This window comes from Tardiphaga alba (assembly GCF_018279705.1).
GTDB lineage: Bacteria > Pseudomonadota > Alphaproteobacteria > Rhizobiales > Xanthobacteraceae > Tardiphaga > Tardiphaga alba.
This window is the reverse complement of record NZ_CP036498.1, coordinates 4,922,777-4,939,030: the sequence shown is the minus strand read 5'-3', so window position 1 is coordinate 4,939,030 and position 16,254 is coordinate 4,922,777. Positions and strand designations below refer to the sequence as shown.

Genomic DNA, 16,254 nt, shown 5'->3' with positions numbered 1-16,254 from the left:
TTTCGATGAACAAGATCATTAAGGAAAACTATCCGGTCTCAAAACTTCCTGAAGATCTCCGGGAAGGCGTCGAGTCGTCCGTCGTCACGGTGACGATCGAAGAAGGGAATGGACTACGCGGGGCGCGGCCGACCATAGCCGAGATTTTCGCCCGCCGTCGACCTCCATTCAAAAGCAAAGAAGAGATCGACGCCGAGTGGCGGCGTCAGAGGGACGAATCCGAATGACCGGATCTGGCTTCACAGCCCGGATCTACGTCGATTCGAACGTCTTTATTTATGCTGTCGAGGGCAACGGCGATCTTGCGGACGCTCTTGCAGAATTGCTTGAGCTGTTCGCTCGCAAGCCGGGGCTCGCGATCACAAGCGAACTCACATTGGCGGAAATTCTCGCTAAGGCTGATCGGCTACAGCGACGCGATTATCTGGATCTCATCGTAGAGAGTGGCGCGATCGAACTTTGCCCGGTCAATCGCGACATTCTTATAGAGACCGCCGCATACCGGCGAGTGATGGGAGCTACCAAGCTTGCGGATGCGATTCACGCCGTTACAGCGCTGCAATATGGATGTTCAATCCTCTTGTCGGCAGATCGTCGCATGAGAATCCCAACCGGCCTCAAATTGATCGATACTGATCCGCACAGCCTCCACGCCTTGATCAAAGAGTTCTCCTGATGGACGCCATCAATCAGCCCCTTCTCGACGTCCGCGATCTGTCGGTTGCCTTTCACCAAGGCGGCAAGGCGTCGGTTGCCGTAAACAAGGTCTCGTTCGACATCAAGCGCGGCGAATGCGTCGCGCTGGTCGGAGAGTCCGGCTCCGGCAAATCCGTGAGCGCGCTGTCGATTTTGAAGCTGTTGCCCTATCCGATGGCCTCGCATCCGTCGGGAGCCATTCGCTTCAAGGGGCATGAGTTGCTCGGCATGTCGGAAAACGACATTCGGGATATCCGCGGCAACGATATCTCGATCATCTTCCAGGAGCCGATGACCTCGCTCAATCCGCTGCATACCATCGGTGCGCAGATCGGCGAGATCCTGCAGCTCCACAACGGATTGCGTGGCAGCAAGGCGCGGACGCGGGTGATCGAATTGCTGACCCAGGTCGGCATTCCCGATCCGGAAACCCGGCTTGCCAGCTATCCGCATCAGCTCTCGGGCGGCCAGCGCCAGCGCGTCATGATCGCCATGGCACTGGCGAATGAGCCGGACCTGCTCATCGCCGATGAGCCGACGACAGCGCTTGATGTCACCGTTCAGGCGCAAATTCTCGCATTGCTTGCGGACATTCGTCAGCGGCTTGGCATGAGTCTTCTGTTCATCACCCACGATCTCGGCATTGTCCGCCGCATCGCTGAACGGGTCTGCGTCATGAAGAATGGCGAGATTGTCGAGCAGGGCCCGGTCGAGCAGGTCTTTACGGCGCCCCAGCATGCCTACACCAAGGCTTTGCTCGCCGCCGAGCCGAAGCCTGATCCTGCGCCGCCGCGGCCGGATGCGCCCGTGGTAATGTCCGCCGATGATCTCAAAGTCTGGTTTCCGATCAAGCGTGGCCTTCTGCGCAAGACGGTCGGCCACGTAAAAGCGGTCGATGGCGTCAGCGTCAAGGTGCGCGAAGGCGAGACGCTTGGCGTGGTCGGCGAATCCGGTTCCGGCAAAACCACGCTTGGCCTCGCGCTGCTGCGCCTGATCTCGTCGCAGGGACCGATCGTGTTTCTCGGCAAGGACATTCAGGGGCTGCAGTTCAAGGACATGCGCCCGATCCGTCGCGATATGCAGATCGTCTTCCAGGATCCCTTCGGCGCGCTGTCGCCGCGCATGTCGGTCGGCGATATCATTGCCGAGGGTTTGAGTGTGCATCAACCCTCGCTTTCCGAGGACGCGCGCGAAGCCCGCGTGGTCAAAGCGCTGCAGGAGGTAGGCCTCGATCCCGAAATGCGCTTCCGCTATCCGCACGAGTTCTCCGGTGGTCAGCGTCAGCGTATCTCGATCGCCCGCGCCGTGGTGCTGGAGCCGAGCTTCGTGGTGCTGGACGAGCCGACCAGTGCGCTGGACATGCTGTTCCAGGCTCAGATGGTCGATCTCCTGCGCGAATTGCAGCGCAAGCGCGATCTGACTTACATGTTCATCTCGCATGACCTTCGCGTCGTCGCGTCGCTGGCCAGCCATCTGATCGTGATGCGTCACGGCAAGGTGGTCGAGGAAGGCCCGGCTGCCGAGCTGTTCAAAAATCCGAAGTCGGATTACACGCGCGCATTGTTCGCCGCAGCTTTCCGCATCGAGACGACGCCCGGCGACGTAGCGGCCCCATGAGCGATGCGCACGGGATGAAGCCGGCCGAGATCGCCGATCAGGCCATCGACGTCGCGGTCTCGCCGCCGGTGACGATCGCCCAGGGCTATTTGCCTTACGAGCGCTATGACGTTGCAATCATTCGCGGCGACGAGACGCTGCGACAGCGACGCGACGTGCTGCGCGCAAAACCTGTTGCGGCCGTGTTGCCAGTCGATCTGGCGCGCGGGACGATCGTGTTGCTGCGTCAGTTCCGTTTGCCGGCCCATCTGGCCACCGGCCAGGGCGACATGGTGGAGATCGTGGCTGGCCGTATCGACGGCGATGAAAGCGCGATGGGCGCCGCTGCGCGCGAATGTCGGGAAGAGATCGGTGTGACGCCTGAGCGATTGATCGCGCTCTATCGTGTTCTGACGACGCCGGGGATCACCGACGAGCACGTCACGTTCTTTCTCGGCTTCATCGATAGCAGCCAAGTCCCGCTCCGTGGCGGTCTTGCTGACGAGCACGAGGACACGCGGCCCTTCGTCGTCTCCATCGACGAGGCCATCGCGGGTCTCGATCAAGGTCAGGTGTTCAACGGCCTGATGGTCAGCGCGCTGCAATGGCTGGCGTTGCATCGGGGACATCTGCAGGACTGGTATGACCGCGCGGGCTAATCCAGCCGCTTGATGCTGGTGACATCGCTCCCAGCTGCCTTGATCCGTGCGATGGCATCTTGGGTGTTTTCGATAGCCGTCGCCATGTGATGGGCGTTGGCATGCACCATGGTGTTGCCGTCACGCACGATGGCCACATGCCCCTTCCAGAAGATCAGGTCGCCACGCTTCAGCTGCCGCTGCTCCGCTTCCGACAGTGTGCGGCCAAGGCCGCTTTCCTGCATGTCGCTGTCGCGGGGCGCACCGATCCCGGCTGCTGTCAATGCGACCTGGACGAGGCCGGAGCAGTCAATCCCCAGGCTGCTCTTGCCGCCCCAGAGATAGGGCGTGCCGACAAAACGTTCGGCGACGGCCACGAAGTCGGGTTCGGTCACGCCGAGCTCAGCGACATGCTGCCGTGGGATATAGTGACCGGAATGCGTCACAAGGAATGCATCGGTTATGTTCGTTGCGGCGATGCGTGCACCGAGTGGCAGCGTGTCGATCGGCGGCAGTTTGATGGACGGGCCGGGAAACAGGAAGGTACGAAGCGCCGTCACCTTATGTGTCGGTGTCGGGCCCGGCGGATAGAGCGCGAGATCGGATAGCCAGCCGACATAGCCGTCGCCATTGAGCTGGCCCCAGGCCCAGCCTTCCTCATTGCGGTCATAGATCGTCACGCGTTCACCGCGCAGCGCCTGTGTATCCAGCATGGCGCCGCCGAACGGATCGCGCCGCACCGACGTGACGCCATCGCTGATTTCAAATTCCTCGCCGGCGACGAAGCGATCCGCCTCGACCTTGCCTTCGAGATATTTTGCAGCCACGTCGGGCCGGGCAGGGGTGAGGCGCTTATCCATAGCGCTGGCTCAGCAAAGCATAGATGGCGCGGGCAGCCTGGCATTCGCCGCCTTCGGGGCGCGCCGGCTTGGCCGATGGCGTCCAGCCATAGATGTCGACATGCAGCCAGCTCTTTGCCTCCTCGACAAAGCGCTGCAGGAACAGCGCACAAGTAATGGAGCCGGCGAATCCGCCCGATGGTGCGTTGTTGATATTGGCGACCTTCGAATCGAGCCAGGCATCGTAAGGCGCCCATAGCGGAAGCCGCCACAGCGGATCGTTCTGCTCCTTGGCGCAGCGCGCGACATCCAGCGCGAGGTCTTCGTCATTGGTGTAGAATGGCGGCAGTTCCGGCCCCAATGCGACGCGTGCTGCACCTGTCAACGTGCCGAGATCGACCAGCAGGTCAGGCTTGTCCTCATCTGCAAGTGCCAGCGCGTCAGCAAGCACGAGGCGACCTTCCGCATCGGTATTGCCGATCTCCACCGTCGGCCCTTTGCGCGATTTGAAGATGTCGAGCGGGCGAAAGGCATTGCCGGCGACCGCATTCTCCACCGCGGGGATCAGCACGCGCAGCCGCACTTTAAGCTTGGCATCCATGATCATCAGCGCCAGTGCGAGGACGTTGGCGGCGCCGCCCATGTCCTTCTTCATGATCAGCATGCCCGATGATGGTTTCAGGTCGAGACCGCCGGTGTCGAAGCACACGCCTTTGCCGACCAGTGTCACTTTGGCATGCGATGGATCACCCCAGGAAAAATCGATCAATCGCGGCGCCCGGCTCGAGGCCATGCCGACGGCGTGGATCAGCGGAAAGTTCTGCTGCACGAGGTCGTCGCCGACGATGCAGCTGAAATCCGCGCCGAAACGTGCCGCGAGATCTTTCGCAGCCTGCGCCAGTTCTTCCGGCCCCATATCGTTCGACGGCGTATTGATCAGGTCGCGTGCCAGCGTCGCGGCCTCGGCCATGCGGCTGATCTCGGCGATATCGATGCCGTCCGGCGGCACCAGCCGCACATCCGGCGTTTCATTCTTGCGATAGCGGCCGAACCGATAGCTGCCCAGCGCGAAAGCGAGCACGGCCAGCCGCGCGTCATGTGGCGCGTTCGCAAACCGGTAGGTGCCGGGCGGCAGAAGCCCCGGCAATTGGCCGGCCCGAAACAGATCGCGATGTTTGGCGGTATCGTCTTCCAGCCCGAAGACGACCTGTGCAATTCCGCCATCGGTATCTGGCAAGGCCAGCCAGCTGCCAGCCTTTGCGGTGAGGCCGTTGGCCGTCGCGAAAGCCTGTGCCATCGGTGGGAGCTTCGCTGCGAGTTCCGGCCAGGTGGTCCGGGTTGCAAAGGTGATGGGGGTGACGGCGGTCGTAGGGGCGACGACAAAGGCGGAATGCATCGGCAGGTCTCACAGGCGTGAAGATGGCAGGCTGGTCGGCAGTATCGATGGCGCGGGTTAGGCAGGATGGGCGAGACAGGTGCGGATTAACCAGCCATTAGGGTTAACACTCTATTGCTGACCCATTCTTCCCGTTCCGTCGATCCATTGTTGAGTCAAAGTGCCATGCGTCAGCCCTTCTGTCTTGCACGGTTTCTCACTACGGCAGCCATGACGACGATTTTGGCCGCAGGTCTTGCCGGGTGCAAGACCGCAGGTATGTCGGACGTGACGGGATCGGTCACCCCTCGTGCAGAAGCGCCTCCGGTGGCAGCAGCAGCCGCTGATCCGTCACGTGTCGAAGCCTATGGCGAACGCTATCGCGCCAATCCACGGGACGCCGATGCCGCCATGCAATATGGCCAGGCGCTGCGCGCGTCGGGGCAGCGCGCACAGGCCGTTGCCGTGTTTGAGCAGGCGACGCTGACCAATCCGAGCAACAAGACACTGCTCGCCGGCTATGGCCGCGCGCTTGCCGATAACGGAAACTTCCAGCGCGCATTCGACGTGCTCGCTACGGCGCATACGCCGACCAATCCGGACTGGCGGATTCTGTCCGCGCAAGGCGCCGCGCTCGATCAAATGGGGCGCCACGACGAGGCGCGCCGCTATTATACGAGTGCACTGAACATCCGGCCGGACGAGCCGTCCGTGCTGTCGAATCTCGGCCTGTCCTACATGCTGTCAAAAGATCTGCAGCAAGCCGAGGCCACACTGCGCCGTGCCTATGGCCGCGGCGGCGTGGATCCCCGGGTCCGGCAGAATCTCGGCCTCGTGGTCGGCCTGCAGGGGCGCTTCGGTGAAGCAGAGACGATCGTGCGTGCGGACCTGCCGCCGGACGAGGCCGCAGCCAATGTCGCGTATCTCAAGCAGATGCTGAACAACAAGGGCGCGCCGCAGGCCGGTGCGCGTGGCGACGGTCCACAGAGGTCCTGATCGCAAGCACAATTCAGGCGCTCAAGGCGCCTGACGCCTATTGCATCGCTGCGACCTTGATGCCGGTCGGTCCGAGAATGACGACGAACAGCACCGGCAGGAAGAACAGGATCATTGGCACGGTGAGCTTCGGAGGCAGCGCCGCGGCCTTCTTTTCCGCCTCGTTCATGCGCATGTCGCGATTTTCCTGCGCCATCACGCGCAGGCTCTGGCCCAGCGGCGTGCCGTAGCGCTCCGACTGCATCAGTGCGAGACAGACCGACTTGACGCCTTCCAGGCCGGTACGCTTCGCTAGATTCTCATAGGCGATCTTGCGGTCCTGCAGATAGGACAGCTCAGCGGTCGTGAGCGTGAATTCCTCGGCCAATGCGACCGACTGCGAAGCGATTTCGACGGAGACGCGCCGGAACGCAACCTCGATCGACATGCCGGACTCGATACAGATCAGCAGCAGATCGAGTGCATCGGGAAAGGCACGGCGGATCGAAAGCTGGCGCTTCGAAATCGCATTTTTCAGGAAAATCATCGGAGCCTGCATGCCGAGCCAGGCAGCGCCCAGACACATGCCGATCTTGATCGGTGTGGACTGTTCCATGTGTGAAATGACGAACACATAGAGAATCGCGAAAGCGAGAAACAGCAGCGGCGTCACGGCGCGGAAGAACAGGAAGGTGACGTAAGGCGCCTGGCCGCGATAGCCAGCCATGACAAGCTTGTCGAGCGCCGCTTCCTGCGCCAGCCATTTTCCGAGGTTGAAGTCGGTGACGACCTTGGAGACCAACTGCTTCGGTGACTGGCGCAACGACACTTTGCCGTTGGCGCTCATGCGATCGCGCTCACGCTGGCGGATGCGCTCGCGCTCGCTGGCCACCGCCTTCATGCGCTTGGCAAGCCCGTCGCCGGCAAAGAAGGGCGTCAGCAGCGTATAGGCGGTCGCTGTCACTGCGATAGCCGCCATGATCATCATCATGAAGCGGGTATCGTGAATTTTCGCGATCAGGATATCAACCATGCTTCACCATCAGAAGTCGAAGTTGATCATCTTCTTCATGACGAAGATGCCGCACGACATCCACACCACGCAGCCGGCCAGCATCAGCCGACCTGTCGGATGAGTCCACAAGATCGAAATGTAATCGGGCGTGCTGAGATAGACGAGCAGCATCACGATGGGCGGCAACGAGCCGATGATGCCGGCGGAGGCTTTGGCTTCCATCGACATCGCCTGGATCTTCTCGGCCATCTTCTTGCGGTCGCGCAGCACCTTGGAGAGGTTGCCCAGCGCTTCCGAGAGATTGCCGCCCGATTTCTGCTGGATGGCGATGACGATGCCGAAGAAGTTGGCTTCCGGCAACGGCATGCGCTCATACAAGCGCGCACAGGCTTCACCCAGCGGCATGCCGATGGTCTGGGTTTCGATGATGGCGTTGAATTCGCTGCGCAGCGGCTCCGGTGTGTCCGCGGCCACGACCTTGATCGAATCGAACAACGGAAGTCCGGCCTTGATGCCGCGCACGATGACATCGACCGCGTCCGGCAAGGCCTTCAGGAAGGCCGCCTCGCGCCGCTTCTTGAGAAAGCCGAGCATCCAGCGCGGCAGGCCGAAGCCCGCAGCGAAAGCGAGGCCACCAGCCGCCAGCAGGCCGCCACCGAACAGGATCGTCATCAGGAATGCGAAGCCGCCGAGCACAGCGGAGATCACCAGGAATTTCTGGTCGGTCCAGGCCAGGCCAGCCTGCTGGATCCGGATCGCAAGCGGAACGCGCTTCTGCTCCTTGTTGCGCGCTTCGACTTCTTTCAGCGAGCTTTCCACCTGATCGCGCTTGGACCGCTGCGCCCGATCAGCCTGGCGGGCAACGGGCTCTGCGCGAGCGACGGATGCGCGACGCGCCTCCGCCTTTTTCTCTCCGGACAATTGCGGGTACAGGAAGACCCAGGCCAATCCACCGACCGCGACGGTGGCCATGAAAGCCAATGCGAGCGCCTGCAAGTTCATCGGCTGCTCCTCTATGCCATCGGTGCGACTTCTGCAGCGTCCAGCGCTGCAGCAAGTCGCTTCTCTTCACCGTAATATCGCGCGCGTTCCCAGAATTTCGGGCGGCCAATGCCGGTCGACCGATGTCGCCCGATGATGTTGCCGTTGGCGTCCTCACCGACGATATCGTAGAGGAATAGATCCTGGGTGATGATCGTCTCGCCTTCCATGCCCATCACCTCGGTGATGTGGGTGATGCGGCGCGAACCGTCGCGCAGACGGGCAGCTTGCACGATGACGTCGATGGATGCGCAGATCATTTCGCGAATCGTGCGCGATGGCAGCGAGAACCCGCCCATGGTGATCATGGATTCGCAACGCGACAGGGCTTCGCGCGGATTATTGGCGTGCAGCGTACCCATCGAGCCGTCATGGCCCGTATTCATCGCCTGCAACAGATCGAATGCCTCGGGGCCGCGGACTTCGCCGACGATGATGCGTTCGGGGCGCATACGCAGGCAGTTGCGGACGAGCTCGCGCATGGTGACCTGGCCTTCGCCTTCGATATTCGGAGGGCGGGTTTCCAGGCGGACCACATGAGGCTGCTGCAATTGCAGTTCCGCGGCGTCTTCGCAGGTGATGACACGTTCGTCTTCGTCGATATAGTTGGTCAGGCAATTCAAGAGCGTCGTTTTGCCGGAGCCGGTGCCGCCGGAAATCAGCACATTGGCGCGGCAACGGCCGATGACCTGCAGGATCTCCGCGCCTTCGGGGGAGATCGCGCCGAACTTCACAAGCTGGTCGAGCGTCAGCTTGTCCTTCTTGAACTTACGAATGGTCAGTGCGGGGCCGTCGATGGCGAGTGGCGGCACGATGGCATTGACGCGCGAACCGTCGGCGAGGCGGGCGTCGCAGATCGGCGAGGACTCATCGACGCGGCGGCCGACCTGGCTGACGATGCGCTGGCAGATGTTCAGAAGCTGCTGATTGTCGCGGAAACGAATGCCGGTCTTCTGGATGCGGCCGGCGACTTCGATGAACACCGTGCCGGCACCGTTGACCATGATGTCGGCGATGTCGTCACGCGCCAGCAGCGGCTCAAGCGGTCCATAGCCGAGCACGTCGTTGCAGATATCGTCGAGCAACTCTTCCTGCTCGGCGATCGACATCACGATGTTCTTGATCGCGATGATTTCGTTGACGATGTCGCGGATTTCCTCGCGCGCGGACTCGCTGTCGAGTTTGGCGAGCTGGGCGAGGTCGATCGCTTCGATCAGGGCGCCGAAGATCGTAGCCTTGACCTGATAGTAGTTGTCCGAACGACGCTCGGCGACGGGCGGCGCGGCAGGGGCGCGGGCCGGCGACAGCGGTGGCGACGAGACGGCAGGTGCAGCCATAGGCGGCGCGCTCGAGGCGGCCGCCGGCGCATGGGCCGGTCGGGGGGCACGATTGTCCGTCTCTGTTCCGCTACGCTTACCAAACACCACACAACTCCTTGCGGCTGATTACTTCGACCGCAACTTTTCCAGGAAGGGAGCCAGGAACGACCCCTTCGGTTTCTTCGTTTCGCCGCGGCCCGTGAGCCGCTGGGCAATCTGCAGAAAGATATCCGTGGTGCGATGACCCGGAGACACTTCCGCGATCATCTGGCCATTATTGGCTGCCGCGCCGAACATCTGCGGATCGAACGGGATCGTTGCGATCGGCGGTGTTTCGATGGCCTTCGCAAACTCCGAAGCGCTGATTTCCGGCCGTTTCGGCACGCCGACCTGATTGAGGCAGTAGAGCGGTGGCCGATCATTCGGCCGCGACGCCTTGATCAGGTCGTACATGTTCTTGGTGTTGCGCAGGTTCGCCAGGTCCGGTGATGCAACAATGAGGATGTCGTCGGCACCAACGAGTGCACGCTTGGTCCATCCCGACCACTGATGCGGAACGTCGAGCACGATGCACGGCATGGTCGAGCGGAGCGTGTCGAAGATCGAGTCGAAGGCTTCGGTGCCGAAGTCGTAGACACGTTCCAGCGTCGCTGGCGCCGCGAGCAGGCTGAGGTGATCGGTGCACTTCGACAACAGGCGGTCGATGAAGGCGGTATCGACGCGATCTGGTGAGAAAACAGCGTCGGCGATCCCCTGCGGCGGATCCTGATTGTAGTCGAGCCCGGCGGTCCCGAAAGCGAGGTCCAGGTCTGCGACGACCGAGTCGAGGGCAAGATCGCGCGCGATCGCCCAGGCGACATTATGGGCGATGGTGGACGCACCGACACCACCCTTGGCGCCGACGACAGCAATGATGCGGCCGACCGCCTTGGCTTCGGGCGCAGAAAACAGGCCGCAGATCGCACGAACGACGTCAATCGTGACGACGGGCGCAATCACATAGTCGCTGACGCCGCGTCGCACGAGTTCGCGATAGAGCGTGACATCGTTGACCTTGCCGATGACGACCACACGGGTTCCGGCATCGCAGACGGTCGCGAGCTGGTCGAGGCCGGCCAGAATATCGGTGCGTGGCTCGGTTTCGAGCACAATCACATTCGGCGTCGGCGCCGAGCGATAGGCTTCGATGGCCGCTGCCATGCCGCCCATCTGAATTTTCAGATGAGCCTTGGTCAGGCGCCGGTCCTCACCTGCGGCCTGAACGGCAGAGGCGGTTTCGACGGTCTCGCAGAAGGCCTGGATCGACACCCGCGGCGCGGGGGCGATGTGCTCCTCCACGGCCTGCGGCGGCGCGGCGGCAGACTGCTCGTCGGGTGCTTTTTGCGCGTAATTGATCATTGGCCCACAGTGCTGATCTTGTTCTTATCCGCATCCGGATAAGAGGTGGTTGTCGTTTGGCCTTGGCGATACTTCTCAAGCCCGAAGGTGCGGCGCGCGGCGTAGACCGGTCCTTCCGGACGTGGCTGCACGAGATCCGACGGATTGGCGACCATCGCTGCGAGATTGCGCTGCGAGGCACAGCCGAGATTGTAGTAGGGCTTATTGGCGAAATAGGCCCTGTTCTTGATGGACGCACCGAGGTCGTCCGGCCAGGTGCCGCACGGACCCGCGGTCGCGCCGATCAAGGGATAGCTGACGCGAATGGTGGCAAACAACGCCGGATCTTTCGGCGTGTAATTGCGTGTGGCGACGCCCTGGGCCGGGACGCCCGTGGCGGCCAGAAGCGCGTGGATCTCGCGATTGGAGTCCTTCGCGGCACGCGCATTCGGCGTATTGGCCGGGACCTCGATGGTGATGACGCCGGTGCCTTCGCGCAGCCAGTTCTGGCCGACCGCGATGACGTCAGCGCGCTGTGTCGCGGTCAATCCACCGCGCGCACTCCCCACAAACACCTCGGTGTTGCGCAGCCGCTCTTCGACCACGATAGGATGCCGCAAGCGATAATCTTCCGGCGCCGCGAGGCCGCGCTCCTGAGCGACAGTCTTGCAGCCGCCGAGTGCGATTGTTGCGCCGAGCACAGCGCTGACGAAAGCGACGTTGCGTTGCAGACGGGTCAGATTCTTGCTGGTCGTTGTCATGAGATGTCCCGCCTCAATCCGTGATGAAACCAAAAGCGCCGCGATAGCCGCGTGCGGGCTCGGCACGGCGACCGGGGGCGCCGTAGATGCGATTGACGCTGCCGAGGAGATCAGCCTGCGGATCCGATGCATCCACGAAACCGTCGTCGGGGCGCGACAGGTCCTTCTGGGCCACGGCGCGCACGATATAGGGCGTCACGATGACCATCAGCTCGGTGTTGTTGTTCACATAGTCGCGGCTCTTGAACAGCGCGCCGAGCACCGGCACCTGCGACATGCCGGGAAGGCCGCTCATCGCCTGCTTCGTCTGCTGCTTGATCAATCCGGCCATGGCCATCGAGCCGCCCGACGGAATCTCGAGCGTGGTGTCGGCGCGATTGGTCTTGATGGCGGGAATCGATGTGCCGCTGATCGTCACCGAATTTTCCTGCGACAGTTCGGAGACTTCCGTCGCAACGCGCAGGCTGATGCGGCCTTCGCTCAGGACGACCGGCGTGAAGCCAAGCGAGATACCGAACTTCTTGAAGTTGATTTGCGTCGTACAAATCCGCGTGGTCGGGTCGCAGGTGTTGCCGCCGGGAACCGGGAATTCGCCGCCGGCCAGGAAGTTGGCGGTTTCTCCGGAGATCGCCGTCAGGCTCGGCTCGGCCAGCGTGCGGATCACGCCCGCATTCTCCATCGCCTTCAACGTCGCCGTGACGGACGGGACGGCGCCGCCGAACGCGGCGGAGATGGCGTTGCCATCCACCAGGGTCCGTCCGTTCGCAGTGAATGGGTTCACATTGTTGAAATTGACAACCGCCGTCCCGTAGCTCAATCGGCCCGACAGATCGACGCCGAGCTGCTTGACGATGTTGCGCTGAACTTCGGCGACCGTGACCTTCAGCATCACCTGATCGCGTCCGCGTACGGCGATGCTGTTGACCACCTTGTCGGTGCTGCCTGCGAGGCGCGCGGCAAGGTTCACGGCCTGCTGCGCTTCCTCCTGGCTCGCTGCCGAACCGGACAGCATGATGCCATCGCCCAGACCTTCGACGCGAATGTCGGCTGTCGGCAGATTCTGCCGCAGGGCAGCGCGGATGCCGTTCAGATCACGGGTGACCGCAATGTCATAGGCTGCGATTTGCTGCCCGGCGCTGTCGAAGAAGATGATGTTGGTCTGTCCCACCGTCGCGCCGATGATGTAAGCGCGCTGTGCGGAACGGATAACAGCATTGGCGATCTTGGGATCGGCGACCAGCACATCCTTGATGTCACGCGGCAGGTCGATCACCGTGGACTTGCCGATGCCGAGTGGCAGGAACTGCGCGTTCAATCGGCCGGAGCTTCCCATCTGATTGGCGGCGTAGTCGGCCGCAAGCACGGATGGGGTAGCGGTGCCGAACGACAGCGCGGCGACTGCCGTCACCGATAGGACGCGAGCCAGAAAGCTCTGCATCGATCCGCTCGTGGTCATGCGCTTCATCGTCTGCGTCCTTGTCACTTCGTGATCGTTGCGGTCGACGGAATGCCGTAACGAACGATATTGACGGTGCTACCCCGCTTGCGGGTGTCGGTGTCTTCGCTCGGAGTCTCTGGCGCGTTGGCGTCGGCCAGCGCGCGCAGTGCCAGCGACAGCGTTCCGCTCTGGCGTGCGCGGGCGAGTAGTTCGGCTTGCTCCGGCTTCAGTTCGAGCGTTGCGGTCTTGCCGACGACCGTATTCTGGCCGTCCTTTTCCTTCGGTGCCTGGTCGATGGCCAGAACACGGATATTGCTGAGAATGATCTCGGACATGACGCCATCGGGCGTGTTGCTGTCGGGGCCCTTGTCGCGCTTCGAGAGGATCACATCGACGCGGTCATTCGGCAGGATGAAGCCGCCTGCGCCGGTTTCCGGCGAGATTTCGGTGGAGACTGCGCGCATGCCCGATGGCAGCACGGCGGCCATGAAGCCGGCGCCGTTCGCGCGCACAAGTTTGGCTTCGCGGATCGGCTCTCCTGCAATGAAAGGTGAACGCGCAATCGCACCGGCCATCTGCGTCATCGCTTCCGGCCGGGCGTTGCGCGCAATCACATTGGTGCTTGCAGCGCTGGTCGGCCAGGACTGCCACTGCATGTCGTCGGCGCCGATCGCCTGACCGAGCGCAATGTCGCCCTTGGCGACCAGAACATCTGTCGTCGGGAGTTCAGCGACCTGAGGCGGTGGAGGCGGGCCGTCGGACGAGCTCGCGAGATACAGCGCCACACTGCCAGCGCCGAGTGCAATGGCGAGGACCACAATGCGTGCGGTATTCATACGCTTCACTTTCCACATTACGCCGCGACGCAGCCGTCGCTGTAGTGTGGAGTTGAGCAGTTATTCGTCAAAGCATGGTTAATGGCCGGTATCTAAATCGCGTTAACGATTTCGTACCAAGTCAGTTCATCGCAAAGCGTGCGAGATCGACCGCTTTCATCCATTCCGTCTCCGGATAGACGATCAAGGCACCGAGTGCGAGCGCGACACCATAGGGAATTCCGGTGTCCTTGTGATGCAGGCGCATCAACCAATCCTGCCGGCCGAGCGCATAGGGCAGGGGCCACTGCCGGAACTGGAGAAGGAGTAGCGTCAGGGCGCCGCCGAACAGCGAGGCATAGACCAGATATTGCAACAGATGATCGAAGCCGAACCAGAGGCCCGCGACGGCAGCCAGTTTGGCGTCGCCGCCGCCGATCCAGCCGAATGAGAAACAGGCAAATGCGACGACCAGCACGATTCCGCCGGCTCCGAGATGCAGGAGTGCCTGATGCGGGGTCATGCCGCTGAAGAATGCAAGAAACCCGAAACCCGCGATCAGCAGCAACGAAATCCGGTTGGAGATCGTCATGGTGAAGATGTCGCTGACTGCCGCATAGGCCATCAGCCCGGGAAACAGCAGGAGACGGGTCAAATCGAGGATCATGGGGTCAACGGCCCGTACTGAGGATGATCGACGCTAGCCGGGAGAAATGAATAATCGGAAAACAAGAAAGAATTTACCATACCGTCGCGATACGGGCGATGACGGTGATGAGAGCGAGGCTGAGCGCAGCGCAGACGATCCCGGCCGGTTCGCGAAGCGAGATCCGGAGCTCGTCGGTGAACGAGCGTTGAGCGTTGGGTTGTCTCATCAGGAAGCACCGATACTCATACTGGGTGTTCGAAACCGTCAGAAACAAAAAAGGCTCCGGAGATCCGGAGCCTTCCTTGCAATCAATACGTCGCTTACTTGAGCGAGGTGTTGATGTTGCCGAACTTGGTGTTCAGGGTGGTGCCGAGACCGTTGACGACGGCGATGATGGCCAGCGAGATGCCGGCGGCGATCAGGCCGTATTCGATTGCGGTGGCGCCAGACTCGTCTTTGATGAAACGCGAAACAAGGTTTTTCATAATGCAAAACTCCATAAGTGCACGTGGCTGTCGATCGTAGATGCCTGGTCTCCCCGGCGTTCTCAGCACCGTGACCATGCATGAACCCTAGGAGTTTCGGATTGCAGTGCGGTTAATTCGATTGATGAAAGTCGATTGCATTTGTCTCTTCTTGTGCACGGTAAATACCTACTTAAGGCCCATTCAGAATGACTTAGGTGTCATCACACCGCGGTTGTCGGTTTTGCTTTATGGGTCCTTAAGCATGGGGCGGTAACCCTTAGCGCACAAACACGTCGAGGTGCGCGATGTCTACATTGCCTTTGGAAGTGCTGACGATGTTCGGCGAGACCATCATGAAGGTGGTACCGATCACGATCGTGCTTGCCGTCGTCTTTACGGTCCTCACCCATTTCTGGGCCTGCAATCCCGGCAAGCCGTGGTGGCGTAAGTCGGAGATCGTTACCGATATCTGCTATTGGTTTTTCGTGCCGCTGATCACGCGCGTGGTGCGGATCGGCTTGCTCGTTCTCGGCGCTGCCGTCGTGTTCAACATCCATGACGCCGACGAGCTGATTGCCTTTTACGAAAATGGTCATGGCCCGCTGGCGCAATTGCCGCTGTGGGTACAGGGCATCCTGTTCCTGGTCGTGTCCGACTTCCTGCTCTACTGGTTCCACCGCATGTATCACGGCGGCGGCTTCTGGAAGTATCATGCCATCCATCACTCTTCCGAAGAGGTGGAGTGGATCTCCGCAGCGCGCTTCCATCCGGTCAATCTTTTCCTTGGTACGGTCGCCGTGGATGTCGTCTTGCTGATGGCCGGCATCTCGCCGAACATCATGCTGTGGGTCGGCCCGTTCACGACCTTCCATTCAGCCTTCGTGCACGCCAACCTGAACTGGACGCTCGGTCCGTTCAAATATGTCATTGCGACCCCGGTCTTCCATCGCTGGCATCACACCTCGCTGGAGCAGGGCGGCAACACCAACTTTGCGGGCACCTTTCCTATCTGGGACATCATGTTCGGCACGTTCCGGATGCCGGAGGGGCAGTTGCCGGATAATTATGGGGTGGACGGCGAGCCGCTTCCCAAGGAATTTGGCGGTCAGCTGGCCTATCCTTTCCGGCAAATGCGCTCTGCAGCCGAATAGAGACAACAAGCCCGGCGCCTGCGCCGGGCTTTTTTTGTGGCATCGATCGATACCGGTGTTTGCTGTTCCTTCACCAATTAACGGCAGATTCGCCATGTCGGG

Annotated in this window: 18 protein-coding genes; 6 read left to right on the top strand and 12 right to left on the bottom strand. The window is 61.5% G+C overall.

Features of this window, described 5'->3' with window-relative positions:
- Window positions 1-5 precede the first annotated feature (5 nt).
- Genes RPMA_RS23690 through RPMA_RS23675 form a run of 4 tightly spaced genes read left to right on the top strand, consistent with a single transcriptional unit; the run spans window position 6 to window position 2,951 of the window.
- Complete coding sequence (locus RPMA_RS23690) at window positions 6-227, top strand: hypothetical protein (RefSeq protein ID WP_249225374.1); 222 nt, start codon at window positions 6-8, stop codon at window positions 225-227.
- Window positions 224-676 carry a type II toxin-antitoxin system VapC family toxin gene (locus RPMA_RS23685; RefSeq protein ID WP_211910103.1) on the top strand — a complete coding sequence of 151 codons (453 nt, stop codon included), beginning with the start codon at window positions 224-226 and terminating at the stop codon, window positions 674-676. Before RPMA_RS23690 ends, RPMA_RS23685 begins: the two co-directional genes overlap by 4 nt.
- Window positions 676-2,313: an ABC transporter ATP-binding protein gene (locus RPMA_RS23680; RefSeq protein ID WP_211910102.1), complete on the top strand. Its 1,638-nt coding sequence runs from the start codon at window positions 676-678 to the stop codon at window positions 2,311-2,313. Before RPMA_RS23685 ends, RPMA_RS23680 begins: the two co-directional genes overlap by 1 nt.
- Window positions 2,310-2,951: an NUDIX domain-containing protein gene (locus RPMA_RS23675; RefSeq protein WP_211910101.1), complete on the top strand. Its 642-nt coding sequence runs from the start codon at window positions 2,310-2,312 to the stop codon at window positions 2,949-2,951. Before RPMA_RS23680 ends, RPMA_RS23675 begins: the two co-directional genes overlap by 4 nt.
- Here RPMA_RS23675 and RPMA_RS23670 read toward each other — a convergent pair.
- Together RPMA_RS23670 and RPMA_RS23665 are read right to left on the bottom strand one after the other, a co-directional pair.
- The gene (locus tag RPMA_RS23670; protein ID WP_211910100.1) at window positions 2,948-3,790 is read right to left on the bottom strand and encodes a C40 family peptidase; all 843 of its coding nucleotides are present in this window, start codon (window positions 3,788-3,790) and stop codon (window positions 2,948-2,950) included. The two genes, RPMA_RS23675 and RPMA_RS23670, sit on opposite strands and share 4 nt — an antisense overlap.
- The gene (locus tag RPMA_RS23665; protein WP_211910099.1) at window positions 3,783-5,165 is read right to left on the bottom strand and encodes a leucyl aminopeptidase family protein; all 1,383 of its coding nucleotides are present in this window, start codon (window positions 5,163-5,165) and stop codon (window positions 3,783-3,785) included. The genes RPMA_RS23670 and RPMA_RS23665 overlap by 8 nt, the downstream gene beginning before the upstream one ends.
- A 165-nt stretch (window positions 5,166-5,330) precedes the next feature.
- Between RPMA_RS23665 and RPMA_RS23660 the strand changes: the two genes are divergently transcribed.
- Window positions 5,331-6,140, top strand: coding sequence for a tetratricopeptide repeat protein (locus tag RPMA_RS23660; protein WP_211910098.1), 810 nt, complete (start codon window positions 5,331-5,333; stop codon window positions 6,138-6,140).
- A gap of 37 nt (window positions 6,141-6,177) precedes the next feature.
- On the opposite strand, the gene RPMA_RS23655 is transcribed toward RPMA_RS23660, so the two are convergent.
- The 10 genes from RPMA_RS23655 to RPMA_RS23615 form a co-directional block, all read right to left on the bottom strand.
- Window positions 6,178-7,152, bottom strand: coding sequence for a type II secretion system F family protein (locus tag RPMA_RS23655; RefSeq protein ID WP_211910097.1), 975 nt, complete (start codon window positions 7,150-7,152; stop codon window positions 6,178-6,180).
- Window positions 7,153-7,161: 9 nt separating this feature from the next.
- Complete coding sequence (locus RPMA_RS23650; protein ID WP_211910096.1) at window positions 7,162-8,136, bottom strand: type II secretion system F family protein; 975 nt, start codon at window positions 8,134-8,136, stop codon at window positions 7,162-7,164.
- Between the two features lie 11 nt (window positions 8,137-8,147).
- A complete protein-coding gene (locus RPMA_RS23645) occupies window positions 8,148-9,599 on the bottom strand; it encodes a CpaF family protein (RefSeq protein ID WP_211910095.1) in 1,452 nt (483 codons plus the stop codon).
- Between the two features lie 21 nt (window positions 9,600-9,620).
- Window positions 9,621-10,892, bottom strand: coding sequence for an AAA family ATPase (locus RPMA_RS23640; protein WP_211910094.1), 1,272 nt, complete (start codon window positions 10,890-10,892; stop codon window positions 9,621-9,623).
- Window positions 10,889-11,632: a CpaD family pilus assembly protein gene (locus RPMA_RS23635; protein WP_211910093.1), complete on the bottom strand. Its 744-nt coding sequence runs from the start codon at window positions 11,630-11,632 to the stop codon at window positions 10,889-10,891. Before RPMA_RS23635 ends, RPMA_RS23640 begins: the two co-directional genes overlap by 4 nt.
- Before the next feature lie 13 nt (window positions 11,633-11,645).
- A complete protein-coding gene (locus tag RPMA_RS23630) occupies window positions 11,646-13,097 on the bottom strand; it encodes a type II and III secretion system protein family protein (RefSeq protein ID WP_408056464.1) in 1,452 nt (483 codons plus the stop codon).
- Window positions 13,098-13,111: 14 nt separating this feature from the next.
- Complete coding sequence (gene cpaB / locus RPMA_RS23625) at window positions 13,112-13,906, bottom strand: Flp pilus assembly protein CpaB (protein WP_211910092.1); 795 nt, start codon at window positions 13,904-13,906, stop codon at window positions 13,112-13,114.
- 121 nt (window positions 13,907-14,027) lie between these two features.
- The gene (locus tag RPMA_RS23620) at window positions 14,028-14,552 is read right to left on the bottom strand and encodes an A24 family peptidase (protein WP_211910091.1); all 525 of its coding nucleotides are present in this window, start codon (window positions 14,550-14,552) and stop codon (window positions 14,028-14,030) included.
- Window positions 14,553-14,625: 73 nt separating this feature from the next.
- Window positions 14,626-14,760, bottom strand: coding sequence for a hypothetical protein (locus RPMA_RS28290; RefSeq protein WP_256438172.1), 135 nt, complete (start codon window positions 14,758-14,760; stop codon window positions 14,626-14,628).
- A 94-nt stretch (window positions 14,761-14,854) separates the two neighbouring features.
- Window positions 14,855-15,019 carry a Flp family type IVb pilin gene (locus tag RPMA_RS23615; RefSeq protein WP_211910090.1) on the bottom strand — a complete coding sequence of 55 codons (165 nt, stop codon included), beginning with the start codon at window positions 15,017-15,019 and terminating at the stop codon, window positions 14,855-14,857.
- A gap of 287 nt (window positions 15,020-15,306) precedes the next feature.
- Here RPMA_RS23615 and RPMA_RS23610 point away from each other — a divergent pair, with 287 nt between their 5' ends.
- A complete protein-coding gene (locus RPMA_RS23610; protein WP_211910089.1) occupies window positions 15,307-16,152 on the top strand; it encodes a sterol desaturase family protein in 846 nt (281 codons plus the stop codon).
- The last annotated feature ends 102 nt before the right edge of the window (window positions 16,153-16,254 follow it).